25 protein-coding genes are annotated in these 25564 nt (G+C 45.3%); 8 read left to right on the top strand and 17 right to left on the bottom strand.

Annotated elements, in window-relative coordinates; translation table 11 throughout:
- Window positions 1–131: 131 nt before the first annotated feature.
- The 12 genes from NH399_RS25950 to NH399_RS15630 form a co-directional block, all read right to left on the bottom strand.
- Window positions 132–803 (bottom strand): TIGR02281 family clan AA aspartic protease, encoded by a 672-nt coding sequence (locus NH399_RS25950; protein WP_253041713.1) that lies wholly within the window; start codon window positions 801–803, stop codon window positions 132–134.
- Window positions 770–1273 carry a phosphatidylglycerophosphatase A gene (locus NH399_RS15680; RefSeq protein WP_253041711.1) on the bottom strand — a complete coding sequence of 168 codons (504 nt, stop codon included), beginning with the start codon at window positions 1271–1273 and terminating at the stop codon, window positions 770–772. The genes NH399_RS25950 and NH399_RS15680 overlap by 34 nt, the downstream gene beginning before the upstream one ends.
- Window positions 1273–2241 (bottom strand): thiamine-phosphate kinase, encoded by a 969-nt coding sequence (gene thiL / locus NH399_RS15675; protein WP_253041709.1) that lies wholly within the window; start codon window positions 2239–2241, stop codon window positions 1273–1275. Before thiL ends, NH399_RS15680 begins: the two co-directional genes overlap by 1 nt.
- 12 nt (window positions 2242–2253) lie before the next feature.
- The gene (gene nusB, locus NH399_RS15670) at window positions 2254–2682 is read right to left on the bottom strand and encodes a transcription antitermination factor NusB (protein ID WP_253041707.1); all 429 of its coding nucleotides are present in this window, start codon (window positions 2680–2682) and stop codon (window positions 2254–2256) included.
- 3 nt (window positions 2683–2685) lie between these two features.
- Window positions 2686–3156, bottom strand: a complete 471-nt coding sequence (ribE, locus tag NH399_RS15665; protein ID WP_253041705.1) for a 6,7-dimethyl-8-ribityllumazine synthase — start codon at window positions 3154–3156, stop codon at window positions 2686–2688.
- Window positions 3157–3171: 15 nt separating this feature from the next.
- On the bottom strand, window positions 3172–4290 hold the full coding sequence (gene ribBA, locus NH399_RS15660) for a bifunctional 3,4-dihydroxy-2-butanone-4-phosphate synthase/GTP cyclohydrolase II (protein ID WP_253041703.1): 1119 nt from the start codon (window positions 4288–4290) through the stop codon (window positions 3172–3174).
- 131 nt (window positions 4291–4421) lie between these two features.
- Entirely contained in the window at window positions 4422–5075 is a 654-nt protein-coding gene (locus tag NH399_RS15655; protein ID WP_253041701.1) for a riboflavin synthase, read from the bottom strand.
- Between the two features lie 32 nt (window positions 5076–5107).
- Window positions 5108–6217, bottom strand: a complete 1110-nt coding sequence (gene ribD / locus NH399_RS15650) for a bifunctional diaminohydroxyphosphoribosylaminopyrimidine deaminase/5-amino-6-(5-phosphoribosylamino)uracil reductase RibD (RefSeq protein ID WP_253041699.1) — start codon at window positions 6215–6217, stop codon at window positions 5108–5110.
- 150 nt (window positions 6218–6367) lie between these two features.
- The gene (gene nrdR / locus NH399_RS15645; protein ID WP_253041697.1) at window positions 6368–6826 is read right to left on the bottom strand and encodes a transcriptional regulator NrdR; all 459 of its coding nucleotides are present in this window, start codon (window positions 6824–6826) and stop codon (window positions 6368–6370) included.
- Between the two features lie 148 nt (window positions 6827–6974).
- Window positions 6975–8225 (bottom strand): serine hydroxymethyltransferase, encoded by a 1251-nt coding sequence (glyA, locus tag NH399_RS15640; protein WP_253041823.1) that lies wholly within the window; start codon window positions 8223–8225, stop codon window positions 6975–6977.
- A 264-nt stretch (window positions 8226–8489) separates the two neighbouring features.
- Complete coding sequence (locus NH399_RS15635) at window positions 8490–9809, bottom strand: HAMP domain-containing protein (RefSeq protein ID WP_253041695.1); 1320 nt, start codon at window positions 9807–9809, stop codon at window positions 8490–8492.
- 94 nt (window positions 9810–9903) lie between these two features.
- Complete coding sequence (locus tag NH399_RS15630; RefSeq protein ID WP_253041693.1) at window positions 9904–10677, bottom strand: helix-turn-helix transcriptional regulator; 774 nt, start codon at window positions 10675–10677, stop codon at window positions 9904–9906.
- Between the two features lie 125 nt (window positions 10678–10802).
- Between NH399_RS15630 and NH399_RS15625 the strand changes: the two genes are divergently transcribed.
- Window positions 10803–11879 carry a M23 family metallopeptidase gene (locus NH399_RS15625; protein WP_253041691.1) on the top strand — a complete coding sequence of 359 codons (1077 nt, stop codon included), beginning with the start codon at window positions 10803–10805 and terminating at the stop codon, window positions 11877–11879.
- 42 nt (window positions 11880–11921) lie between these two features.
- Window positions 11922–13322, top strand: coding sequence for an aldehyde dehydrogenase family protein (locus NH399_RS15620; protein ID WP_253041689.1), 1401 nt, complete (start codon window positions 11922–11924; stop codon window positions 13320–13322).
- Window positions 13323–13459: 137 nt separating this feature from the next.
- On the opposite strand, the gene NH399_RS15615 is transcribed toward NH399_RS15620, so the two are convergent.
- Together NH399_RS15615 and NH399_RS15610 are read right to left on the bottom strand one after the other, a co-directional pair.
- Window positions 13460–14047: a hypothetical protein gene (locus NH399_RS15615; protein ID WP_253041687.1), complete on the bottom strand. Its 588-nt coding sequence runs from the start codon at window positions 14045–14047 to the stop codon at window positions 13460–13462.
- A gap of 92 nt (window positions 14048–14139) precedes the next feature.
- Window positions 14140–15822, bottom strand: coding sequence for a peptidylprolyl isomerase (locus NH399_RS15610; RefSeq protein ID WP_253041685.1), 1683 nt, complete (start codon window positions 15820–15822; stop codon window positions 14140–14142).
- Between the two features lie 86 nt (window positions 15823–15908).
- On the opposite strand from NH399_RS15610, the gene ettA reads away from it, so the two are divergent.
- On the top strand, window positions 15909–17582 hold the full coding sequence (ettA, locus tag NH399_RS15605; RefSeq protein ID WP_253041683.1) for an energy-dependent translational throttle protein EttA: 1674 nt from the start codon (window positions 15909–15911) through the stop codon (window positions 17580–17582).
- Window positions 17583–17716: 134 nt separating this feature from the next.
- Here the strand turns inward: ettA and NH399_RS15600 are convergent, their stop codons facing one another.
- Window positions 17717–18031, bottom strand: coding sequence for a hypothetical protein (locus NH399_RS15600; protein WP_253041681.1), 315 nt, complete (start codon window positions 18029–18031; stop codon window positions 17717–17719).
- A gap of 339 nt (window positions 18032–18370) precedes the next feature.
- Between NH399_RS15600 and NH399_RS15595 the strand changes: the two genes are divergently transcribed.
- Complete coding sequence (locus NH399_RS15595) at window positions 18371–18754, top strand: PilZ domain-containing protein (RefSeq protein ID WP_253041679.1); 384 nt, start codon at window positions 18371–18373, stop codon at window positions 18752–18754.
- 3 nt (window positions 18755–18757) lie between these two features.
- Here NH399_RS15595 and radA read toward each other — a convergent pair whose 3' ends face one another.
- Complete coding sequence (gene radA / locus NH399_RS15590; RefSeq protein WP_253041677.1) at window positions 18758–20119, bottom strand: DNA repair protein RadA; 1362 nt, start codon at window positions 20117–20119, stop codon at window positions 18758–18760.
- A 143-nt stretch (window positions 20120–20262) separates the two neighbouring features.
- Between radA and NH399_RS15585 the strand changes: the two genes are divergently transcribed.
- The 4 genes from NH399_RS15585 (at window position 20263) to NH399_RS15570 (ending at window position 24964) form a co-directional block, all read left to right on the top strand.
- Window positions 20263–22716: a PilZ domain-containing protein gene (locus NH399_RS15585; RefSeq protein WP_253041675.1), complete on the top strand. Its 2454-nt coding sequence runs from the start codon at window positions 20263–20265 to the stop codon at window positions 22714–22716.
- Between the two features lie 112 nt (window positions 22717–22828).
- The gene (locus tag NH399_RS15580; RefSeq protein WP_253041673.1) at window positions 22829–24187 is read left to right on the top strand and encodes a 3-deoxy-7-phosphoheptulonate synthase class II; all 1359 of its coding nucleotides are present in this window, start codon (window positions 22829–22831) and stop codon (window positions 24185–24187) included.
- An 84-nt stretch (window positions 24188–24271) separates the two neighbouring features.
- Entirely contained in the window at window positions 24272–24583 is a 312-nt protein-coding gene (locus NH399_RS15575; RefSeq protein WP_253041671.1) for a hypothetical protein, read from the top strand.
- Window positions 24584–24730: 147 nt separating this feature from the next.
- A complete protein-coding gene (locus NH399_RS15570) occupies window positions 24731–24964 on the top strand; it encodes a DUF2970 domain-containing protein (RefSeq protein ID WP_253041669.1) in 234 nt (77 codons plus the stop codon).
- 85 nt (window positions 24965–25049) lie between these two features.
- Here the strand turns inward: NH399_RS15570 and NH399_RS15565 are convergent, their stop codons facing one another.
- Entirely contained in the window at window positions 25050–25427 is a 378-nt protein-coding gene (locus tag NH399_RS15565) for a phasin family protein (protein WP_253041667.1), read from the bottom strand.
- Window positions 25428–25564 lie beyond the last annotated feature (137 nt).

Here is a 25564-nt window from a genome sequence, read left to right as displayed (position 1 = left end):
ATCGCTTTTATCAATATAAAGTTACATTTAAAGAGTTTTTTGGAATAAAAAATAAACAGCGAGAGATACTCTCAAAATCTCCATTAATAGCAGACCAATCGTCTGTTAAAAAAATCCTAGATACAAAAAACTCAATACCGCGACAAGGTTAACCGCGTACCTTCCTGCTTCATCTGCAGTCGGCTTAAGAATGACATACCTAACAAAACACTACTGGGCTGAGCGCCGACGATCACTACGGCTTCCACATTTTTCAGTTCAATATCACCCACGCGCACCGTCGCCAGATTCACTTTATAAGCATCAGTAATGCCTGAGGCTGTTTCTACCTTGGTTAACCGACCTTGGGTACGATAAGGAATGCGAACTCGATTAGCCACAGAGTGATTCATCGCGATCACCGTGGCTCCCGTATCCACCAAAAAGTTAACCGAAACGCCGTTAATCAATCCTTTGGCACGGAACATCCCGTCACCCTGACGGATCAGTTGCAATACTTTATCCTGGCCTTTATTGGTATCCGCCGCAAAACCAGCGGAGCTTAAAGAAGAAGTCGAAGACAGGGCCAGAGTGTGTTTTTTGCCGCCCCATTGGATCACCGCCTTGCGGCTGTCGGCTTTAATAAGAGTGACACCTTCTGGTGAGGTTTTGCCGACTTTTAGAATGCGTTGCTGGCCGTTGATCTTAACAATAGCAGTGTTCTTAAAAAGGCCGACTACATCAATAGATAACTCATTGGCGAAAACCAGTGAGCTAAAAAAGCTACCGACTATAAAACACCATACTGCAAACCTAAGTGCCACAATAAACCACCTATTATCGCTGCCAAAACACCCGCCAGAATATCATCCAGCATGATTCCTAACCCGCCTTTAACCTTTTTATCCGCAATACTGACGGGCCAAGGCTTGGCGATATCAAATAATCGGAACAAGGCGAATCCTAATACTATGGCACGCCAGTCATTAGCAGGCAATGCCATCATGGCGATCCAGAAGCCCACAAACTCGTCCCACACAATACCGGGATGGTCGTGTTTATGTATCGCGCGAGCTGTTTCACCGCAGAGATAGATGCCCACTCCCATTGCCACAATGGTAGCTACCACATAAACAGCAAATGGCAGACTCGCCAAAGCTATGTATAAAGGAATTGCCAGTAGCGTCCCCACAGTTCCAGGCGCTTTAGGTGCGAAACCCGAGCCAAAGCCAAAGGCTAAACAATAGACCGGGTGCAGTAGTATTTGTTTTTTTGTTAACGGCAAATCATTCATCAGGATGCAAAGTGATCAAAACCAGATTTATTAAGTTCTAACGGCTCGCCGTCTTTCAAAATACGTACGCCGCTTTTACCGGAGATACGCCCAACAGCATAACAAGCAACACCTACAGATTCGAGGGCAGACTGTACTTTTCGGTAATTGTCTTCCGAAACCGTGAAGCATAGCTCGTAATCATCGCCACCGGTCAGTGCACAATCCAGAGCTCGTTCATGAGTCGTCACACTGGTTGCCGCTTCAGAGAGTGGAATGTCATCTGCATTGATCACAGCACCAACTTCACTCGCTTTACAGATATGACCTAAATCAGCCACCAGGCCATCAGATACATCAATTGCTGCCGATGCGCCGACTCGCAGTGCAATCCCCGCAGCCACTCTAGGCTCCGGTCGGTAATAACGGGTTAGCAAGTGATCACGCACTTCACCTTGAGCCGCCAATCGATGCTCAGCAATGAGCAATCCTAAAGCCGCGTCACCTAGTGTGCCAGTGACACACACCAGATCGCCCGCTTTAGCGCCACTGCGTTTGAGTGCCACACCTTCTGGCACAAAACCATGAACCTGCAAGGTAATCGCTAAGGGTCCTCGAGTGGTGTCGCCACCGATGACCTGTAAACCATAGTGATGCAATAACTCATGAAAGGTATCGCTGAAAGACTGTAACCATCCTAACTCTGCTGTAGGCATCGACAAAGACAAAGACACCCACGCAGGCTCAGCACCCATTGCCGCTAAATCACTTAAGTTAACAGCGATGGCTTTGTGCGCAATATCCGCAGGCGCAGTGCCCGATAAAAAATGGATACCTTCATTCAAGGTATCCATAGAAACAGCAAGACACTGATCGGAAGGTACATTCAGTAATGCACAATCGTCGCCGATGCCTAAAACCACATCGCGACGATCTCCCTCTTTTCGAACAAAAAATTGCTCGATAATATTAAATTCCGAAACTGACATAGATAACTCTATTTAGCGAACTTCTAAAGGTCTCAGTTCTTTGGCCAAATTATCCAGCACACCATTGACATATTTGTGACCATCTTCTGCGCCAAAAATTTTTGCCAATTCCAATGCTTCATTAATAACTACCCGGTAAGGGACATCCATGCGCTCAGAAAGTTCCCATGTTGCGATCCTTAAAATAGAACGCTCAACGGGATCGACCTCATCCAGGGTACGATCTAGATGAGGGGCAATTTTCTCATCCAGAGTGGCCAGAGACGTGAGAGTACCTTTGAGTAACTCGCGAAAATACTCAATGTCTGTTTTTTTGGGATTTACTAATTCCAAAAATTGAGTTTCGATGTCGAGCAAAGGATTGCCCGACATTTGAAATTCGTAAACGCCCTGTACTGCGTAGTAGCGGGCCTTACGTCTGAGAGAAGGTTTAATAGTCATGTTTTAACCAATTGCGTCAAACAAGTTAACCATTTCTAGCGCCGTAACGGCTGCTTCGCCGCCTTTGTTGCCAGCTTTGGTGCCCGCACGCTCAATCGCTTGTTCGATAGAATCAACGGTTAATACACCAAACGAAACAGGTACATCAAAGTTGAGTGACACTTGAGCTAAGCCCTTGGTGCACTCACCCGCAACATAATCAAAGTGTGGCGTACCGCCACGAATCACTGCGCCTAATGCAATAATTGCTTGATGATCTTTTTTTGCCGCAATGCGTTGAGCAGCGATGGGCATTTCGAAAGCGCCAGGAACGCGGAAGATCTCAATTTGGCTTTCATCAACACCGTGACGCTTTAAGGTATCAATCGCGCCTTCTAGCAGGCTTTCTACGATGAAGCTGTTAAAACGTGCTACCAAAATAGCAAATTTAGCATTTTTGTCAGAAGCCACTAACTGGCCTTCGAATGTTTGCATGTTCTTTATTCCTGCTTATTCGTTATCTTCTATGTATTCAACCACTTCCAGATTAAAACCGGACAGGGCGTGATATTTTTTCTCAGGGCTAAGTAAGCGTAGTTTATGAACATCTAACTCAGCCAAAATTTGCGAGCCAACACCGACTTTACGTAACGCATCACTGGGTGCCATTTTAGGCGACTCAATGCCTTCGTCTTCGTCGGCAAAGCGCTTGATGCGAGCAATTAAGGATTCGGTAGGTTCTTCATTGGCAAGTACAACGACAACCCCTTCGCCCTCTTGAGCTATACGCTCGATAGCACGATTAAGCGACCAACTAGAACGGTCACCGCGTTGCTGCTCCAGCAAGTCAGCTAGATTGTCAGTAACGTGAACTCGAACCAAGGTGGGTTGATCCGGCTTAGGGTTACCTTTGACGATGGCAAAATGTAACTTGCCATCAATGTTGTCCTGGAAAGTATGGAGACGGAAGTCACCATGTAACGTCGGCCAATGGCACTCACTCACCTTGGCTACGGTTTTCTCGTTCATGGTGCGATACTGGATCAAATCGGCAATGGTGCCCATTTTGATGCCATGCTCTTTGGCAAACACTTCCAGATCAGGACGACGGGCCATAGTGCCATCTTCGTTTAAGATTTCAACAATCACAGAAGAAGCTTCTAATCCCGCCAGACGAGCCAGATCACAACCGGCTTCAGTATGACCAGCACGATTAAGTACGCCACCAGGCTGCGCCATTAATGGGAAGATATGACCAGGCTGCACAATATCAGACGGTTTCGCATCTGAAGCGACAGCGGCTTGCACTGTGCGAGCTCGATCAGCTGCAGAAATACCTGTTGTGACACCTTCGGCTGCTTCAATAGAAGTCGTAAATGCCGTTGCGTATTTGGCACCGTTGTTGTTAACCATCAACGACAGATTGAGCTGTTCACAGCGCTCACGGGTTAGAGTGAGGCAGATAAGACCGCGCCCATAGCGCGCCATAAAATTAATATCTTCGGGTCGTACCATGGTCGAAGCCATGATCAGATCGCCTTCGTTTTCGCGATCTTCATCATCCATCAAGATGACCATTTTGCCCTGACGGATGTCTTCAATTATTTCTGAAATGCTGCTAAGAGCCATAAAATACCTGCACTCAATGATGTTGCTGATAGCTATTATATCAGGGCGCTCTCAAAAGCGTGACTGTTAAGTGCTTTTGGCTGCAATTACGCCCAATAAATTACCTATAAGGGGTCAATTTCGACCAAAACCTATTTCATAAAGCCATATTGGGCCAGTTTGTCCAAGGTAATGCCGTCCGCTGATTGCTCACCAGAGAATTGCAGTAAACGCTCCAGGTAACGGGCAATCTGGTCGACTTCCAGATTAACCAAAGTACCTTCGGCGTAATTCTCCATGATGGTTTCTTGCAGGGTATGAGGCACAATATTGAGTTCAAACTCTGTGTCCATGACCTTATTAACCGTTAAGCTGATGCCATCAATACAAATCGAACCTTTGTGCGCAATGTAGCGGGCCAACTCATCAGGCGCTTTAATCACAAAACGAACAGAGCGCGCATCTTGCCAACGATGCATTACTTTACCAATACCATCAACATGCCCACTGACCAGATGACCTCCAAGGCGCTTGGTCGGCGTGAGAGCTTTTTCCAGATTCAGTGGCGCTTGATTGGCGTAGCGATCAAACCCGGTAAGTTCCAGAGTTTCTCCAGAAACATCGGCTTTAAAATAATCCTGGCCAAATTCAATCACGGTTAAACAAACCCCATTGCAGGCTATGCTGTCGCCCAAAGCAACATCACTCATATCAAGCTTGCCCGTGCCAATGGTGTAGCGGCGATCACCACCACGCTCTTCGATGGCCTGAATTTGACCAACCGCTTCAATGATACCAGTAAACATATAACCTCATTATTTCGTGAGTTGATGACAATCTAATCAGTAGATAACCGATAAGTTAGGCGCATATCACTACCTAGCTGGCGCATGTCAGTTAATACCAGCGTTTGTGCTTGAGACATGGTTTCTAACGGCCAATGAACTAATGGTCGCGCATCACTGCCCATTAGCTTGGGCGCCATGTAAACCACCAGTTCATCAACGAGCCCTTGCTGCACAAAAGCACCAGCGAGTTCAGCGCCCGCTTCAATTAAGACTTCATTCATTTCGTGACGCGCGCATTCAGTGAGTAAATCTTGCAACCAGTTTTCCTGCTGAGAAAAAACTCTGCGCTCAATATGTTCAGGCAGCTCTGCGTCATAGTGGTTATGACCCACCCACCAGATAGGTGAGCGAATAGCAAAAAACTGCTGTGACAGATCGGCTTTGGCATCACGATCGGCCAAAATTCGAACTGGCTGTCGGAATGCTTGTTGTGTCGAGTCAGAAACCTCTTCAGGATATTGTTCAAAGCGAACATTCAGTGATGGATTATCATGGGTTAAGGTTCCGAGCCCAGTAATAATGCCATCATGTCGGGCGCGCAGTTTTTGTACATCAGAACGAGCAGCGGCTCCTGTAATCCACAAGCTCTCGCCACTGGCCATGGCAGTGCGACCGTCCAGACTCATTGCCAATTTGCAACGCACATACGGACGTTGTTGAGTCATACGAGAAATAAATCCGGGATTGATGGCGCGCGCATCCGCTTCCATTAGCCCCGACTCAACCTGTATGCCAGCTTGCTGCAATAGAGCAAAACCGCCGCCGTCCACCTTAGGATTGGGATCGCGCATGGCAGCAACCACACGTTTAACGCCAGCCTGGATCAAGGCTTTGGCGCAGGCTCCGGTTTTACCCTGATGAGCACAAGGCTCCAGCGTCACATAGCATGTCGCTCCTTTGGCTTGCTCACCCGCCTCGGCAAGGGCATTCACTTCGGCATGGCCTTCACCAAATCGCTGATGATAACCTTCGCCCACAACCTTACCTTGATTAACGATGATACAGCCCACTCGCGGATTAGGGCGCGCTAATAAGTAACCGCGCTCAGCCAAACGCAAAGCACGAGCCATGTGTTGACAGTCATCAGTATCAAAAGGCATGAGTTACCTCAAAAAGATGGGAAATATACCCGTCGTCTTTATTAAAGTGTAGGGCTATTAGTCGCCTAGAAGCACTTTGAATAACTTGGGGTATCGATTAGTCAAAATAATTAATGGCGAGAACACGCTCTCGCCGAACACAGTTCAAGCTTAAGTGCTTTGTGATTCCAGCTTGTCGATTTCTTCGCGGAATGCGTTTACATCCTGAAAACGACGATAAACAGAAGCAAAGCGAACATAAGCGACATCGTCCAGATCACGTAATGCATTCATCACCAACTCACCCACCATGGATGAGGGGACTTCACGTTCACCCGTTGCACGCAATTTAGACTTGATTTTGTTGATGGCTTCTTCGAGAGATTCAACACTCACCGGACGTTTCTCTACTGCACGCATAACACCGGCACGCATTTTTTCTTCATCAAAAGGTTGGCGCGAACCATCACTTTTGACCAATCGAGGCAAGACCAACTCAGCGGTCTCGAAAGTAGTAAAGCGCTCACCACAGGCAGAGCATTCTCTACGCCTGCGAACTTGTCCTCCATCCGCTACCAAGCGAGAGTCGATGACTTTGGTATCGGGGTGTGAACAAAAAGGACAATGCATGCTTCACCTCATAAACTTATTAACATATAACCTGGCCATTAGGCCCAATAAAGCAACGGCCCAATGACTGCTTGTTGTTCTGTTTGCGAACAACCAGGCAGTAAATTGAGCCGACGCCAAAGATGGTGTCATCCTACACCAGAGGCGATTACTTATAAACAGGGAATCGAGCCGTTAGCTCTTTGACCTTGTCTTTCACTTCTGCAATCACCGCTTCGTTTTCGATATCGTCAAGAATATCGCAGATCCAGCTCGCTAATTGCTTCACTTCGTCTTCTTTGAAACCACGCGTCGTCACCGCAGGCGTACCCATACGCAATCCACTGGTCACAAAGGGCGAACGAGGCTCGTTAGGTACTGTGTTTTTGTTCACCGTGATGTTCGCTTTGCCTAATGCAGCTTCAGCGTCTTTACCGGTGATGTCTTTGTCGATTAAGTCCATCAAGAACAGATGGTTATCAGTACCGCCAGAGACTATTTTATAACCGCGTTCCATGATCACGTCTACCATGGCACGAGAATTTGCAACCACCTGCTTTTGAGTTTCTTTAAAAGAGTCACCTAAGGCTTCTTTAAAAGCAACGGCTTTAGCAGCGATAACATGCATCAGAGGACCACCCTGGCCACCAGGGAAAACCGCAGAATTAAATTTCTTTTCTAACTCAGGGTTGCTGCGCGCCAATATAATACCGCCACGAGGACCCGCCAAGGTTTTATGAGTTGTTGAAGTCACAACATCAGCATGAGGTACTGGGTTAGGATAAAGTCCAGCTGCGATCAAACCCGCAACGTGAGCCATATCAACCATAAAGTAGGCACCTACTTTATCAGCGATCTCACGGAAACGCGCCCAATCAACCACACGAGAATAGGCCGAGAAACCCGCCAGAATCATCTGAGGTTTATGCTCAATTGCCAACTGCTCAACCTGGTCGTAGTCGATGTAACCTTCTTCGTTAACCGGATACTGAACTGAGTTATAGATTTTGCCAGAGAAGTTAACCGGTGAACCGTGAGTCAGGTGACCACCGTCCGACAAGCTCATACCCAATACGGTGTCGCCGGGCTTCAACAAGGCCATGTAAACCGCAGCGTTTGCCTGCGAGCCGGAGTGAGGCTGTACATTAGCGTAGTCGGCACCAAATAACTCTTTGATTCGCTGAATAGCGATATCTTCTGCCACATCCACATATTCACAACCACCGTAGTAGCGTTTATGAGGATATCCTTCAGCATATTTATTGGTTAACACAGAGCCCTGAGCTGCCATAACGCGCGCGCTAGTATAGTTCTCAGAAGCGATCAGTTCGATATGCTCTTCCTGACGCTGGCGCTCATTTTCGATGGATTGCCAAATCTCGGGATCGTATTCGGCGATAGAAGAAGCATCATGCAACATGCTCATTCACAAAGTCCTCAACTTGATGGTGAAAAGTTGCGCTATTCTATCGTATTTGTTGAGGCTGTGTCTTATTGATATGTAAAAAAGTTACATCAGGTTAAAAAAGTGTCAAAGTTGGCTACGACGCGGTCAGCCCGAAGCCTCGAAAACATACTAATACATACTCAAACTTGCCGAAAAGCACAGAAAAAGAAGGGTTGCGCACGCCATCATCACAAAGTGAAATACTGACGTGCGCAAACAGAGAAATCTATCTTATTATCAGGCTGCCTCCACCTGTGGTTTACTGGCCAGACTGATCACCGACAGACGCTCTTCCATAACTGGCTGCAATTGCGTCAGTAGCTCAATGTGACGTTGATTAAATTGATTTTCGCTGTAGCTGGCAAATATCAGCAGCGACTGCCAATCTCCCTTATTAAGCGGTTGAACCATTGCCGACTTCAACGGGTAACGATCAATCAAGGCCTTTAACAGAGTCGCATCCACATGCTCATTCACATAACTGGCAATGTGATTAGCATAGACCAGTTCGCCACTATTAATTTGATTTAAAAACAAATCTCGTTGATTACCCACTCCTGTTGGGATCGTTATCTTATAAAGATTTTTAAAAGACTGTTTGGGCGATAGTTGTACAAAGTTAAACGCCGTTTCTTTCGCATTTTTTTCGGCATAAATAATCACATCACAGGCGAGATAAGAGTGAGCACTTTGATACAAACTGTCGACAGCATCCGCCACCGATGTGGCATTTTGCAATCGAGTAAGAATATTAAGCACGAGCTCCGAGCGAGCCGACATTTGATTGAAAGACTCGGTTAGCTGGCCTAACTCATCAATGCGTTGAGTGGGTACCTGATGTCCGAAGTCTCCATCAGCCACGCGCATAAAGGCTTTTTGAGTAACCACCAGAGGACGGATAACCTGATAATAAAACCAGGATGCAAATAACAAAGTAAAAGTAATCACAATCGCCACGGTAAACTGCCCTACCATGGCAGACACTTTGGTTTGACGATTGGCGATACTATCAAACTGAATCACCATATTCTCAAATTGAGCCACCATATCAGGTGATTGATTGTTTATGTATCGAGCTCCCCACTCCAATCGAGGCTCATCGGCATTATCACCAAACTCTTCAAAAATAGATTGTTTAAAGCTAGCCCATTGGGTTTCAGTCTCTGCAATGGTCGATGATAAATTATCAAACTCAGCTTTATCAATCAGTGTCATACGACTGCCAGCCAGCTCTTCTACCAAGGCTTTTAACTCAGATAACCTTTCTACTTTAGCGGTAACAACATCAATGTCTTTAAGTAATACCCGATAGTAAACTTCGACATCTCGAAAATAGCTCTCGTAATCTCGAGCAGCATTCGATAAATAAGTACTGCTACTGCGCTGAATGGTTTTGATTGTATCGTTTAACCCGTGAACAACTACCTTACCATTTGCCAGCTTTTGACTCTGCTCTGACATCGTAAGAATAGCGGCGATCAAACTAACAATAATGGCTGTCAAAATAAAAAAACCAGTTAACACCTTCAACTGGATACTGCGTTTAAATACTGACATAGGGAACTCCCAATACAATGATAGCTATTGCAGGGATGCGCCAGAAATTCGTTTGTTACAATCACGATCACTTTCGTAAATATTTACACCCTAACTATTCAAAATGATCGACAGGGATATTAACAATAAGAGATGTTTCCTCTTCGGTGGTCGGACAACCCATCATAATCAACTCATATCCTTGATCGTCTGATCCACCAGCCTGCCACTCTGATATCTGCGCAAAACGCTCAATGATTTTCATCAGCTCTTGAATCAGCTTGGCGTAGAGTTGCGGTGATAAGCTTAAGGGTTTGGCAATAAAAAAATGCTCTGCTGCATCGGGAGCATTCATCACTTTGTCGCAGGTTGCTTCAATGCTCTTTTGTACCTGTTGTTTGAGCACTTTGCTTTGGTGATCAAACCCTAAGGGCGCCTGGACTAAAAAACGAACTTTGTTCTGTGGCAAAAGCTCTATCAGCTCGATGTTTTCCAACGCGCGTAGATACTGGTAGCTAGATACTTCATTAAGCTGATACTTGGCGGCAATTTCTTCTGCCGATAACCCCGTATAAAACAGCTCAGAAAAATAATGTAATAGGCCGGGATGTTGATAAAAAGCTTCATCCTGCCGTGCAGAAAAATAGTAGTGCAGAGGCGGTTGACTGTTAAAATCTTCCAGCAACTTAGCCAGTGACAATCCCGCAATGTCACACAGAGCCAACAAGCGGCTCATAGCAATATCGGACTGATTGAGCATTCTCTTAATGGTCACCTCAGCCACTTCAAATCGTTGAGCGAGCTCGGCATAGGTAATCGACTGTTGCTGCAGACTTTCTTTAATCGCTCCTAAGCAGTAAATCACCAGCTGCTCATCCAAGTCTTTCATATTTTGTCCACCCGGGTATCTTATTTTGATACCTGCAAAGTATACCGAGCCCAAGGGGTGTTCGCTACTCAACAACCTGGTTATGCTGGTTTCAGAGTGATTTTTAATGGGTGGTAATCGAATTTATGTGGTGGATGATTCTCGATATTTCAGGCGTTGTGTTACTGGGTGCAGTACTGACATTAGGTTTCTATACAGGGACTTTCTACAACCTGCTGAATGTTTATCTTATTTTTCGCTGTGGCGTAGAAGTCATCAAATTGGTGATGGCACTTATAAATCAAGAATACGGTATCACTTTTTGGCAGCAAGTGGTGCAGGAACAAGGCCTGTCTTACTGGCTTATTGCGCTCAACAAGACGCTCTTTTTTGCTTTGGTGCTCACTTATGTTTTGCAGCGTTTGCCCGCCTTCAGTTTCTCAGCGGATGAATATCGTTGGATTCTGATCATGATGATTGGTTGTCCGGTATTTATTATCATTGCTAGCTGGATACCCACCTCGCGATTAAACTGGCCTCAATTTGCACTGTTCCTTTTGATGAACGGCGTATTGATCTTTCAATTGCTGCAATTCTCTCGCACGCAATTTGCCGATGCGGTGCAGCTGCATTCTCCTTTCCAACAAGCGGCTTATGTAGGCCAGGGCGGAGCCAGTAGTTTATTTAACCATCACTTCCATTTGCCGGAACAGCGGTTTGCTTTAGACATGACACTGGCACAACGCGCAGAAGACACCTTATCTGAAAAACTGGAAGACTACCCCTGCTTTGATATTCCCCTGTACGCCCCCACCCAAGGCATCGTGCGTCAAATAAAAACTCATCTCCCGGATGTTAAAATAGGCAATAGTGATCAAGATAATCTCACTGGTAATTATGTTGTTATAGAAATAGCCCCCGAGCGTTTTGTTCTTATGGCACATTTAAAACAGAACAGTGTTGTCGTTGCCGAAGGCCAGTCAGTAAAACAAGGGGAATTAATTGCTCATTGTGGAAACTCAGGCAATACCACAGAGCCTCACCTACACCTGCAAGTACAAAATGCATTGGATTGGGAAAAGGTCACACAAACATTTCCTATTGAGTTTTACAACGAAAGTGGGCAGGCATTTTTTGCCAGAAGCAATGACATTGTCCCCGGTTTTAAGAAAGCCACCTTCGTTCGCAGATATGATTTAGAGGCGTGGGCGGCAGCCGAATAAAGAGGTACACTAGAGCATCCATCTATCATAAAGAGAAGCGACATGTCTCCAAGATTGCAGCTTGATGTGCTCAATCCTTCTACCGGTGATATCATCGAAACACTTTGCGCCGACTCTCTTGAGTCGGCAACGCAAAAGCTCGCCACGGCTCATAAAACTTATCAAGATGCTAGTCAAAGACTTCCGGTCCATCAACGCATTGCCTGGTTAACGCAGATAGCAGAGCAATTAGCCGAACAACAAGAATCCTTTGCGCAAACCATCGCTACCGAAGGGGGAAAACCTCTAAAAGATGCTCGTGTCGAAGCGGCTCGAGCCGTCGCGGGCATTCATACTGCGATTCATTACCTTCATCAAAATGACGGTACACAATATCCTTTAACAGACACACAATCTCAAGCACCTAGGCGCGCCATGTCCAGCGCGTTTCCTATCGGCCCGGTATTAGCTTTTAGTGCTTTTAATCACCCTCTAAATCTTATCGTACACCAAGTGATCCCAGCCTTAGCAGCGGGTTGTCCTTGTGTCATAAAACCTGCACCAGACACGCCTCTATCCTGCTTAAACTTTGTTAAACTGATGTGGCAAGTGGGTGTGCCGAAACATTACATCGATGTTGTCATTACAGCAGACTTAAACATAGCTCAAGCACTCATAGACAATCTAACCGAAGGTTTTTTTAGCTTTATTGGCTCAGCAAAAGTGGGCTGGCAATTAAGAGCAAAACTTAATCCTGGAGTACGTTGCGCCTTGGAGCATGGAGGCATTGCACCCAGCGTCGTCACTGAAAGCGCCGATCTAAAACGAGCAATCCCAGATATTGTTAAAGGCGCTTTTTATCACGCAGGCCAAGTTTGTGTCTCAACACAACGACTCTATGTTCACTCCAGTCGACAACAAGAAGTTTTACAACAATTGGTGGAAGCTACCCAGCAATTGCATATATGCGATGCCCGAGATCCTAAGACCGACGTTGGTCCTTTGATTCGCAGCAAAGAAGTCACCCGATTAACAGAATGGATTGAAGAAGCCAAAAACAATCAATGCGAAGTCGTGCTAGGTGGCAAAGCTATTAATGCACATTTTTTTGAACCCACCATTTTGCTCAACCCCGACAAAAACCTTAAAGTCAGCCAAGCGGAAGTCTTCGGTCCAGTGTTGTGCATCTATACCTACGAGCACTTAGAAGAAGCGATCCAACAAGCCAATGATACGCCCTTTGCTTTTCAGGCATCAGTGTACTCTCATAACATTCAACAAATAGAACAATGTTATCAACAGCTGAATGCAGCGGCGGTTATGGTGAATGAGCACACGGCTTTTCGCGATGATGCTATGCCTTTTGCAGGCTTAAAGCACTCAGGTTTAGGTATCGGTGGCATTCCTTATACTATCGACGACATGCAGTTTCAAAAAATGCAGATCTGGAAGCACACTCAATAAAACTAAAGAAAGCTCAAAATATTTAAAGGCACAGCTAACACTCTGGCACTTAAAAGCTGACGGAGTTATTCAAAAAAGCCTCATACTTTTTATGAGGCTTTTTTAAACTTATTTCTATTATGTAATTAAATGAACAACTAGAAGAACCAACCATCGATGGCATCGTCCAGATCGCTTTTACAAGTTTTTAACTGAGTATTATAACGAGCCGCTTGCAGCTTCACCTTTTTTGCGACATTAATCAGCCAGCCTTTTGAACGATAAGTACCACGAGAATAACCACCACGACCTTCATGGTATGCCAAGTATTGATTGTAGGCATCCCACTTAGATATGTTGAGTCGACGCTGTGTTTTATGAGTGTACCAACCAATAAAATCAATAGCGTCACCAAAATCATCTCTCGAGCCGCCCGAGTTCACTTCTGCTCGATACTCGCCCCAAACTTCATCTTTCGCTTGCGCAAAACCGTAAGCACTCGATTTGTATCCCCAGGGGATAAATCCCAGCAGGTAATCTCGTGGCGCATGCACATCATGACGAAAACTGGATTCTTGCTTCATGATCGCCATCATCACCCAAATAGGCGTTCCCCAACGTTCGTTAGCATCTACGGCATCTTCGTACCAGTCAGTTTCACCACGAAAAATAGAACACAGATCATTCGCGTTCGATGGCCGATAGGTACTGCACCCCAAAAGGAGGCAGGAGATTAGAATACACATTGTTGTTTTTATCGTCGTCAAACTTAAGCCATCCTTCTGTTTATAGCCAAAGTACTTCACACAGCTTGTGGGAATTGTCCATAAAGAAACAGTTAACTGTCAACTACTCGTGCTGTCACAATCCAGTCGCCCAGTTGCAATGACTGTGCAACATCAAAGCCACTAATCACTTTACCAAATAATGTGTAATGACGGTCCAAGTGCAAGTTCGGAGCCAGGTTTATAAAAAACTGAGCGCCACCTGTGTCTTTGCCAATGGTCGCCATACCGATGGTTCCAGGTTGATGAGAAAGCGATGAGATTTCTTCGCGAATCGTGTAACCAACATGCCCGCTTCCATCACCCTGATGCTCACCACCCTGCGCAACAAAGTTGGGAATCACCCGAGAAAAAAGAGAACCGTTATAAAAGCCGTCTCTGACCCGTTGAATAAAATGGTAGGCGGTATAAGGCGCATGCTTGTCAAAACCAAACACCATAGTGCCTCGATTAGTCACCACCTCAACTTTTAACAGATTTATAGGAGCGACCTGCTCATAGTCAGGTGTCGATTGAGCAGGATATTCAGGCTCTTTAGCTTCAGGAAGCTCGTGCTTCCACCGCTGCTGTCGATGTTTTGCGGTTTGTTGTAACCAGGTTAGCAAACGCGAGCGTTCTGTTTGGTACTCTGTTTTATCGAGCTCTTTTATCAACTTAGCTAACCAGACAACATCTTCTGGAGAAACATGGTTTAGCGACCATTGAAGCGCGGCTCGACGGTCACGTTTTAGCCATGCGTCAAACAGCGATACCTTCAACCATTGATAATTGAAGTTTTTGGAACGAGCGCTCAGTTGCTCAAAAACCTGAGGACTTGCTGTATTGGCTAACGCTGTGATCGCTTCTGCGGCTAAAGCAGGCTTGCAACGATCAACACAATCAAAAAGCATCGCCTTAACTTGAGGTTGATCAACAAACCCATGTAAAGCGCGAATGGCTTCTATACGAACCGCAATCGAAGAGTTAGACATCTGCCGCAATATAACCGCAAAACCTTTGACCTTTGGCAATCGTCCCCACGCTTTAATCAACAAAGCTTTTGCTGCTGGTGCCTGAGCAGAGTTAATGGCCAACTCCCAGGCTGACTCGTCAATATAATCCTTAGGCCAGGGGATCCGTGTGAGTGCAAAGGCTGCGTTTAATGATTTTGTTTTCTGCATTGCAGAAAGTTTTAACAAACGAGTATAAAGCGAAGGAGTGACAATCAAATCATTCCGATGCCAGGTCGCCAACAGGCCGATGGCCTGAGCCGCAGCGTCAGCCACATCGTCTCGCAAAATTTGCAGGTTCAAAAACTGGGCTGCCGTTTTTCCTCCCAAGCTTCCCAGAGCTAACAACATCTCTTTTTTTACGGTAACAGTCGATTCAGTAGAATAAGCCTGTATTAAGAGAGGCACTCTATCGGGCTCGGCACTGATTCCCAATGCTAATGCCGTCGCAGCTCGCACAACAGCACTCTTATCCGCTAGCATTAAACTCAATCGTTCCGCAGCATGGGCACCACCGATACGTCCAAGGCTAAGCACAGCCAGCTTTCGAACTTCTTCATTCGAGTCACCTAACCCCTGTTCAAAAATAGACCAGTTTATTGCTCGTCGATCGGCTTGCGTATAAAGCTGTTCAATAATAGCCGTTGTTTGGGGAGAGAAACTTTGTGATTCAGGAGCTTTATGAACACAGGCATTCAACATAAAAAGAAGGCATACCCACAAAGGAACAAACGCTATTTTTTTCATATTCTTTACTCTTATTATTTACTGCCTGCGAAACGATAAAATTCTGATAAAATAAGGTTAACTTCATTAATAAAAGAAAAACTCACATGGCACAATTCATTTATACCATGAACCGGGTGAGCAAAGTTGTTCCACCTAACAAAACCATTATTAAAGATATCTCACTTTCATTCTTCCCTGGTGCAAAAATCGGTGTCCTCGGACTTAACGGTGCGGGTAAATCAACCGTACTACGCATTATGGCTGGCGTTGATACCGACATTGATGGCGAAGCTCGCCCTCAGCCGGGCATCAATATCGGCTACCTACCTCAAGAGCCTGTCCTGGATGAGTCCAAAGATGTACGCGGAAATGTCGAAGAAGGACTCGGCGAAATCAAAGACTATCTCACACGCTTCGAAGAAATCAGCAACGCCTTTGCTGAGCCTGATGCCGATTTTGATGCCTTGCTAGCTGAGCAAGCCTCATTGCAGGATAAGATCGATGCCTGCAATGGTTGGGAAATAGAAAGAACACTAGAACGCGCCGCAGAAGCGTTGCGCCTTCCACCATGGGATGCCAAGGTAGAGCATTTATCTGGTGGTGAACTACGTCGTGTTGCTTTGTGTAAACTGCTGTTATCAAAACCCGATATGTTATTGCTCGATGAGCCAACAAACCACCTGGATGCAGAATCAGTAGCATGGTTAGAACGCTTTTTACATGACTACAAAGGCACAGTGGTAGCGGTGACTCACGATCGTTATTTTCTAGATAATGCGGCCAGCTGGATCTTAGAACTTGATCGCGGCCATGGCATTCCCTGGGAAGGCAATTACTCGTCCTGGTTAGAGCAAAAAGAACAGCGCTTGGCGATGGAAGAGAAGCAAGAGAATGCTCACCGCAAAGCCATGAAAGAAGAACTAGAGTGGGTTCGTTCTAACCAAAAAGGTCGTCAGGCAAAGAGTAAAGCGCGTTTATCACGCTTCGACGAACTCTCTTCTCAAGATTTCCAAAAACGCAACGAGACTCAGGAACTTTATATCCCACCGGGCCCTCGTCTGGGTGCCAATGTGATTGAAGCCACCAACGTTAGCAAAACCTATGGCGACAAAGTTCTCTACAACGATTTGAACTTCCGCCTACCTCAAGGTGGTATCGTGGGAATTATCGGAGCTAACGGTGCCGGTAAATCAACATTATTCAAAATGTTGATGGGACAAGAAAATCCTGACAGTGGCGAAATCAGCATTGGTGAAACTGTCGAACTAGCCTACGTTGATCAGTCACGAGACAGTCTTGATGACAACAAAACCGTTTGGGAAGAAATCTCTGATGGTCTGGATATGATCACAGTCGGTAATTATCAAGTTCCTTCGCGTGCTTATGTTGGTCGTTTTAATTTCCGTGGTGGCGATCAGCAAAAGTTCATTAAAGATCTGTCTGGTGGTGAGCGCAATCGAGTCCATCTGGCTAAACTGTTGCGCAGTGGTGGCAATGTCTTGCTGCTGGATGAGCCAACCAATGATCTGGACGTTGAAACACTGCGTGCGTTAGAAGATGCATTGTTAGCCTTCCCTGGTTGTGCCGTTGTGATTTCGCACGATCGCTGGTTCCTGGATAGAATCGCAACTCACATGTTAGCTTTCGAAGGTAACAGTGAAACCGTTTGGTTTGAAGGTAACTACGCGGACTATGAAGCTGACCGTAAGCGTCGACTAGGTAAAGACGCCGATCAGCCTCAGCGAATTAAGTACAAAAAGTTAGGCGATGACTTATAAATAAGTTTACCAACACAAAAGCCGAGCAATAGCTCGGCTTTTTTATGCGTTTCAAAGAGAGAAAAAATCCCGGCACTACCGAATACTTTGCTTTAACTAAGCCAGAAAAATTCTTTCGCTCACTGTTTCAAAAACTAATTGACGCGCGTAGCAGACGGCTCTTCAAGCTCGCTGCATTGAGGTAACTCAACCCTTTGAGTTTGAGATAATATACGACGCTTACATGCGTATCCTACTGCCGTTTCGACAATATCTTCTTCGAGCTCTTCGTTCTGACATTGGCACTGTATGCTCTCAACACGATAGTCGGTTCCGCTAATCACATTATTTAACTCTATTTTTGTGACTTCAATTTCCTCATCAGGAAATGCGTTATACAGTCCAATCGCTATCAGGGTTAACAGGACCACCATCAAAGCCGCGCCCAACATGGCTATTAGTATTCTCATTCAGTATTACTCAGATTCGTTCAGGTACGCTTGTTATTAACGCCACAAGATTTCAATGGGGGCTATTTTACCGATCTTACCTCCCGAAAGTCAGCAAAATACTGTTTCCAATATTGTCGATACACTTGCTTCAGCTCTAAGACAGATAAAACCCTTTAAGTATCATGAGGTTGTTCTGTATTAGCAATGCAATGAAGCACTGATATCTCATATAAAAAACCATCACGACGACAAGAAGTACTCGCTTTCTATTGATTCCCAATATAGCTCTACAAAGACATTCAACGAAAAATCAACAGACCTTAATAATCTGCTACATTTATAGGTGGAGGATATGTAATGGAAGAATCAACAGAAAGACGGCTATTTCATCGAGTTCCGTTCGATCATTCTGCGACATTAACGCAGAATGGCACCAGCTACCCGTGTCAGTTGAAAGACATATCACTAAAAGGAGCACTGGTTAGCTTTCCCTCAGAAACTGAGTTTGAAGCAGAAAGTGAAGCCTCTCTTACCTTCTTCTTAGGCCATGACCGACACAAAATTAATATGGCCAGCAAAATCGTACACCAAGAAGAAGGTTCTGTTGGGCTCTACTGCGTGCATATCGATGTTGAAAGCATCAGCTTGCTGCGTCGAACCATCGAACTGAATACGGGCGACAGCACTTTGCTCAACCGAGAACTGGCAACACTCATCGAGCAACACTCGCAGCAAGCCTAACGCTTATTGCAGTTGGTCAAGCGCTTCCTGGAGGTTTTTGACGCCAACGACTTCAACGTCTTTTGGATACTTTTTGGGTAGGTTAGCATAAGGGACAATCGCCTTCTTAAAACCATGCTTGAACGCTTCTTTTAACCGTTCCTGGCCATTGGGTACTGGGCGAATCTCTCCTGCTAGCCCCACTTCTCCAAAAACAATCAATTCTCGAGGCAGAGGCCGATTTCTTAAACTCGAAAGCACAGCAAAAAGCAACGCCAGATCGGCACTGGTTTCGGTCACTCGTACCCCACCCACTGCATTTACAAACACGTCTTGATCAAAAGTCGATACCCCACCATGTCGACTTAAAACAGCCAACAACATAGCCAGTCGATTTTGCTCCAGTCCAACAGTGACACGCCTTGGGTTCGATAAATGACTTTCATCAACCAGAGCCTGCACCTCTACCAGCATAGGTCGCGAGCCTTCCCAGGTCACCATCACTGTACTGCCTGCCACTTGTTGTTCATAACTGGATAGAAAAATTGCCGAAGGGTTCTTAACTTCTTTAAGCCCAGTTTCGGTCATGGCAAACACACCCAACTCATTGACCGCACCAAATCGATTTTTTACAGCACGTAGAATACGATAGCGACCATCACGTTCACCTTCAAAATACAATACAGCGTCGACCATGTGTTCCAAAACTCGCGGCCCCGCCAGAGCGCCATCTTTGGTGACATGCCCAACCAGAAATAAAGCCGTATTATTTTGCTTAGCATAACGCACCAGTTGCGCGGCACTCTCTCGAACCTGAGAGACACCACCGGGCGCAGATTGCAACTGTTCGGTGTACACCGTTTGAATCGAATCCACGACCATGATCGATGGTTTTTCGGCATCGGCGTGAGCCACCATCAACTCTACCTGAGTTTCTGGCAGCAATTTCAACTTGTCACCATTGAGACCTAATCGTTTGGCGCGCATGGTGACTTGCTGTAGCGACTCTTCTCCCGTCACATACAAGGCTTCTAAACGCTGACTGAGCACGCACATCGCTTGCAATAATATGGTCGACTTGCCAATGCCTGGATCACCACCAATCAAAATCACCGAACCAGGAACAAGCCCTCCGCCTAATACTCGATCCAGCTCCTGCAATTGGGTCGAAGTGCGTGGCACTTCTTGCAATTCCACATCGGCCATGGTTTGAATCGCTCCCGTTTTGCCCGCATATCCGGAATGTCGAGCAGAACGAGTATTCGCTGCTGCTGGGAGTTGCTCGGCCAAGGTATTCCATTGTCCACAATCACTGCACTGGCCTGTCCATTTAGGAAAAACAGCACCGCAGTCGGTACACGCGTATTGAGTTTTCGTTTTCGCCATCGTATCTCTTCAATTTTTACTATAATTTAATCGCGCCCTGAGTCATTTCACTGGCCCTACAATCAGGTCTGGTTCAGCTCAGAAAAGTTTATCCAATCAAGCATTTAGTTAGACCCTAGTAACCTTAGAGGACATTTTCCGTTTTGGCAGACAATGAAAAAAACATCATCCGGCATTATAAATCCACGGGGCGTTCGGGCAAGCAAATTGTTGACGAAGAAGTCAAAGAGGGCTCGGATACCGCTCACTTTCTCGCCCGTATGGAACTGCGTCGACTCAGCATGGCGTGCAACATTACCATGGATATGCGTGGCAAAGTGCCAGGCGAGTGCAAAATCTTTGAGTATGAAGGCTATGCTCATTATCTGGATGATAAATGCATTGAAATTTTTAAAACCAAAGCGGCGGAATTCGATAACAAATACACCGTCGGTGTTTTTGAAGCCGTCCAATCGGCCGAACATACTTTTAAAGCCCAGCATGAGAAAGAAAACAAAGAACGTTTAAAAAGACGCGCCGAGCGAGAAAAACAGCAAGCCCAGGTTGTTCATGATCCCTTATTTGCGTCATCAGATGAGAATTCTGACAACTCAGCAGATACCTCTCAGTCTCAATCCAGCAAACCACTCCTCGAAACCGAGTTAATTCCATTTGGTTACCGCGTACAACGAAAAGAACAACGTTTGAACTATGCGACTGAGGTCATATTAATTCTGTCAGAAAACACTCAAATCACAGCAAAAACCAGTGATGTTTCGGTTAGTGGTATCAAAGTCATTCTGCCAAGAGAAGTCGAAGAGTTAACGGCCGAAACAGAAGTCCAAATTCAGTATCCGAAACTAGAACAACAACACAGACGCAAGTTAGGTAACGTAGATTACAAAGTGATTTCGCAAGAAGTGTCTGAATCTCGCAAAGTGGAACTGCGTTTAATTCGAATATTCAGCGAAAAAGAAACAGCGTTTGATGATTTTTTACCGAAATTCATCCAAGCCTATATAAGCCGCTACAAGATAGATCTCGAAGACAGCCTGCAGGCACTCACGGCGAAAGTCTATGAACGCATTTACACTCTTTCGACTCCGACCACATTAAATCTTCTTCATATTTCTCCGAGCAATGTTAACAGCTTGTACGCAGCCCGAAGGCTTGGCAAACAAGATTCACTCAGAGATCATCTGCTCTCGTCATTGTCGGCTTCACTGGATCATTTTTTTAGTCCTTCTAAATTGCAAAAGCTAACCAAAGAACCTTATATTTTATTGGAATCTTTTGTTATTAAAGGCAATCGTCAAGAGCGAGTTTATTGCGCCGAAAGGCAAACCCTGCTCAAAGATAATACCATTGATGATTTCTTTAATATCGCGACCAAAGCGCATTTTGTTGCACGAGTACTCGTTTCACTGCAAGCCGTTCATCACAATGATATTAGTTTGACCAAAGAGCTGATGGCACCTCTGACAGAAGTGGATCCTGTTCGTGCAGAGTCGTTACTTAAAACCTGGGAAAGCACTACACATATTGCCTACCTATCCCTTGTTGAAGAAAAGCTCAACCCCGAATCAACGCTTAACAACCAGTCAGAACAACTGGCTTCTCTTAAAAACTATCAGCTCAAACCTAATGCCAATCCTATTTGGCAACTTGGCTATCGACAACAACGCAAAGAAGAACGCTTTGTGTATAAGTCAGAGGTCATTATTACTGCCGACAACAAAGAGTTTTCAGCCAACACGGTTGATTTTTCTCCCGGGGGATTAAAAGTTGAACTGTCAACATCGGCCCTATTGCCAACGGATCTCAAGCTCGGCGCCAGTGTCACAGTCAATATGCCAGAGCTACAAAAAATAGCCAAAAAAACGGCTAGCCTGACACAAGTACCTTATAAGATCGTAGGCATTCACCATCATCAAAATGCCATCAGTTTAAAAACAGACTATAGCGATAATGCTCATCAAGGAGAATCCTTCTTCAGTCGACTAATTGCTAACAACAAGGATAAATTGCAAGAGTGCCATGAAGAAATAGAATTTACCGTGAAAGCCGAAATGTTGGAGTCGATGTTCAGTCTTTATCTGAATTCCCTGCCTTTTTTTATCGGTCGCTATCCAGGAGGCAAATACAGCATTCGAGCTGCAGGCGTAACAGACAATATATCGCCATTGCTTTGGCAGTTTAAACAGGGCGACTATTTTGATTTTTCCAGCATTAATCTGATGGATTATTTTTACGAACAAATAAAACCCAGATTAAGCCGTAAAGGACAACTAGAAGCCGGTTTTTCGACACGATTTTTTGCCACCTTTCCTCCCCAAGATGCAACCGTCAAGAGCGACATAACCGTCGTTCCTGAGTCAGCAATGCCAGATGCCCGTGAAATCGCCAAATTCATTCTGAAAGCACGCAAAAATCCCCGCTATCGCATATTAAAAGCACACTTTTTGCCGCCTCCCTATATGCGTCTCGAAGAGTTTTCTGAAGAACTGGGGGTTATCCGAAAAAACGCCGCCAATCAGGCAAAAAAATTTGAACAAGCACTCTCTCAGCTCATTGCATTGATGGAACTGGAAGACCTTACACCTTTTTATCTGGTCTAGCACGGCAGGAAACTGGCAGATTATGTCAACTAAGGTTATGATCAGGGCCTGACGGCAAGCGCTCGATAAACAAAGCTGACATCGAGCTAACCGAAGAGATACATCAGCAGTTATGTGGACTCCAGATTCCTGGCAAACAAAGAGACTTGAGCAACAACCCGACTACCAAGATAGACGGGCGTTTAACTCCGTCATCAATGAACTCAATACCCTGCCCCCTTTGGTCAGTCCCAAAGAAGTCGCACGGTTAAAAGAACTCAACGCCAAAGCCTCCCGCGGCGAAGCTTTTATTCTGCAGGCAGGGGATTGTGCAGAGTCTTTTGCCGACTGCAATCAAATATCCATCAATCGCAAGCTCCAGGTTATTTTACAAATGAGCGCTTTGCTGATGTACAGCCAAGGGAAACCTGTTGTACAAATTGGCCGAATGGCAGGCCAGTATGCAAAGCCTCGTTCAGCACACACAGAAACCAAAGCAGGTCTTTCGCTACCTTGCTATCGCGGTGATTTGATTAACGACATTGAGTTTTCTAAAGCCGCTCGAACGGCAGATCCATCTAGACTGCTTAAAGGCTACAGCCTTGCCTCTCTTACACTTAACTACATTCGAGCCTTTGGCAGCGAGCAGGTCAAAACCTTCTTACAGCCGGATGCCTGGACCGAAGAAAAACTACTGGGGTTATCCAATAGCCGATATGCTCCTTTGATCCAGCCTATTCAGCAATCCATGACCATGTTGGGCCATATTCAACAATACCCGCATCCATTTTTGTCAGAGTTTTTTACCTGCCACGAAGCGCTACACTTGCACTATGAGCAAGCGCTTACCCGGCAACAGCAAAACGGCGAATGGTATAACTTGTCGACGCATTTACCCTGGGTGGGTATGCGAACAGCAAAACCTGACTCAGCCCATATTGAATACCTACGCGGGATCACCAATCCCGTTGCCATAAAAGTAGGCCCGCGAATGAGCAGCAATTGGTTACTGGAAATCTGCCAAGCTTTAAATCCAGACAACCAAGCTGGCAAACTGATGTTGATCACTCGACTAGGTGTCGATCGTGTCCAAGACAAACTCCCTGAGCTGATCCGTCATATTCAGAGCAACAAACTGAATGTCACCTGGTGCTGCGACCCTATGCATGGAAACACCGTCGTAACAGATAAAGGACAAAAGACACGACCTTTTGAATCCATAGTTAAAGAAATGCAGGAAACCTTCGAAATTCATCAGGCACTTAATAGTTGTCTGGGAGGTCTGCACCTTGAATTAACAGGTGACCATGTCGTGGAGTGTACTGGTGGCGTCCATCACGCCAGCGCAGACGATGTCAAAACAGGATACCGCTCTCTGGTCGATCCACGGCTTAATCCCAGTCAGGCTATCGAGCTACTGCTTCAGCTAGTCTTAAGTCAGCATAAAAGAGGTGTATCTTTGCAACCAGATATGGTAAAACTTATCAGTTAATAGCTAGGCATTTATCGATGCTTATTTGATCAATAAGCGCGGAGTAGCGAACGGAATTCGAAATGGGGACTTTGGGGGGTTACCATGAAACTACCTAAGTGGTTAATTTTACTAAGTATTATTATGTCATTGAGCGTGACAGCAGACTCGTCGCAGTCAAATAACTCTCACTTGCTCAAACAAGCTTCAGTGCACAAAAAATGCGATGAGCAAAGTTACTTTAACCCAAAAGAATCCGATCTGTTGCTTCAGGTAGCAGAGCAAGAAGCCGCAGCGGCCTCAGAAAAAGACAAAGACCAAAAGAATAAAAAAGATCCAAGCTGGTTTGATAAGCTTGTCAAACAACATAAGCTAGGTAGCCTCCACTTCCAAGATCTTATTGAATTATTCTATTAAATAAAAAATCCCCCTCTCATCGAATTAAGAAGCCCGGTCACCGTACCGGGCTTCTACTTATTTAGAGATAACAAGCTGATTTAATAAAGGTTTTTGTCTTTATGTCTGTTATGATGGCAGAGCATTCACTGAACTGAGGGCCGGACATTGAACGAGAATCATAAAACTGAAGGCAAAAAACGCTCTAACTTTTTTAGTGTTGTTCAAAGTGTGCTGGCAGCATTTATAGGGGTTCAGAGTGAAGAGAAACGTAAAGAAGACTTTGAGAAAGGTAGTGCTGCAGAGTTTATTTTTGCCGGGATTATTGGAACGATTATCTTTATATCTCTTGTCATGTGGATGGTAAACTCAATTATCTCTGACTATAACGCTGGTGGATAAAAGTCTTTACTATCATAGAGATAAAAAAAGATGCTGCCATTTTGCAACAGCAGCACCTTCTTAAATGGACATTACTTTCTTACAATTACTTCTTAGCCGCAGGCTTAGCAGGAGCAACTGCTGAGAACGACTTTTCTGAGCTTACTTCAACAAACTTCTTCCATTCGTCACCTAGCTCCTGACCCATTACCAACACGCCTTTAGCGTCATCGGCAACTTTACGAGACAGATCAGCAGCAACACTTAATTGCTCCTGAGCCAGAGACTGAAGTTCTTCTGGTGATTTTACTTTTGATAACTTGGTCATCTGCTCGAAGCCAACTTTTGCGTACTCATTTGCTAGCTCAAGATTTTTTTGACCAATTTTCTGCATTTGCTCAAGTGCAATACGGTTCATTTCAAACGCAGGCTCTACAAACACCTTACTTTGCTCGGCGAACTGGTTCATGAATTGCGCGAACATACTGGTTTCTCCCTTATATTTGGTGAGTGTTTAGTTATAGAACGACTTTTGCTGCAACACAGCATAGAACACTTTTTTTTGCTGCGCAACAATTAATCAGAGATATTATGTGAATAATTTGTGACCCATCGTTAAAA

Origin of the sequence: Pleionea sp. CnH1-48, assembly GCF_024124665.1 — a bacterium.
Taxonomy (GTDB): Bacteria; Pseudomonadota; Gammaproteobacteria; order Enterobacterales; family Kangiellaceae; genus JAMXSB01.
This window is presented reverse-complemented; position numbering and strand designations above follow the sequence as displayed.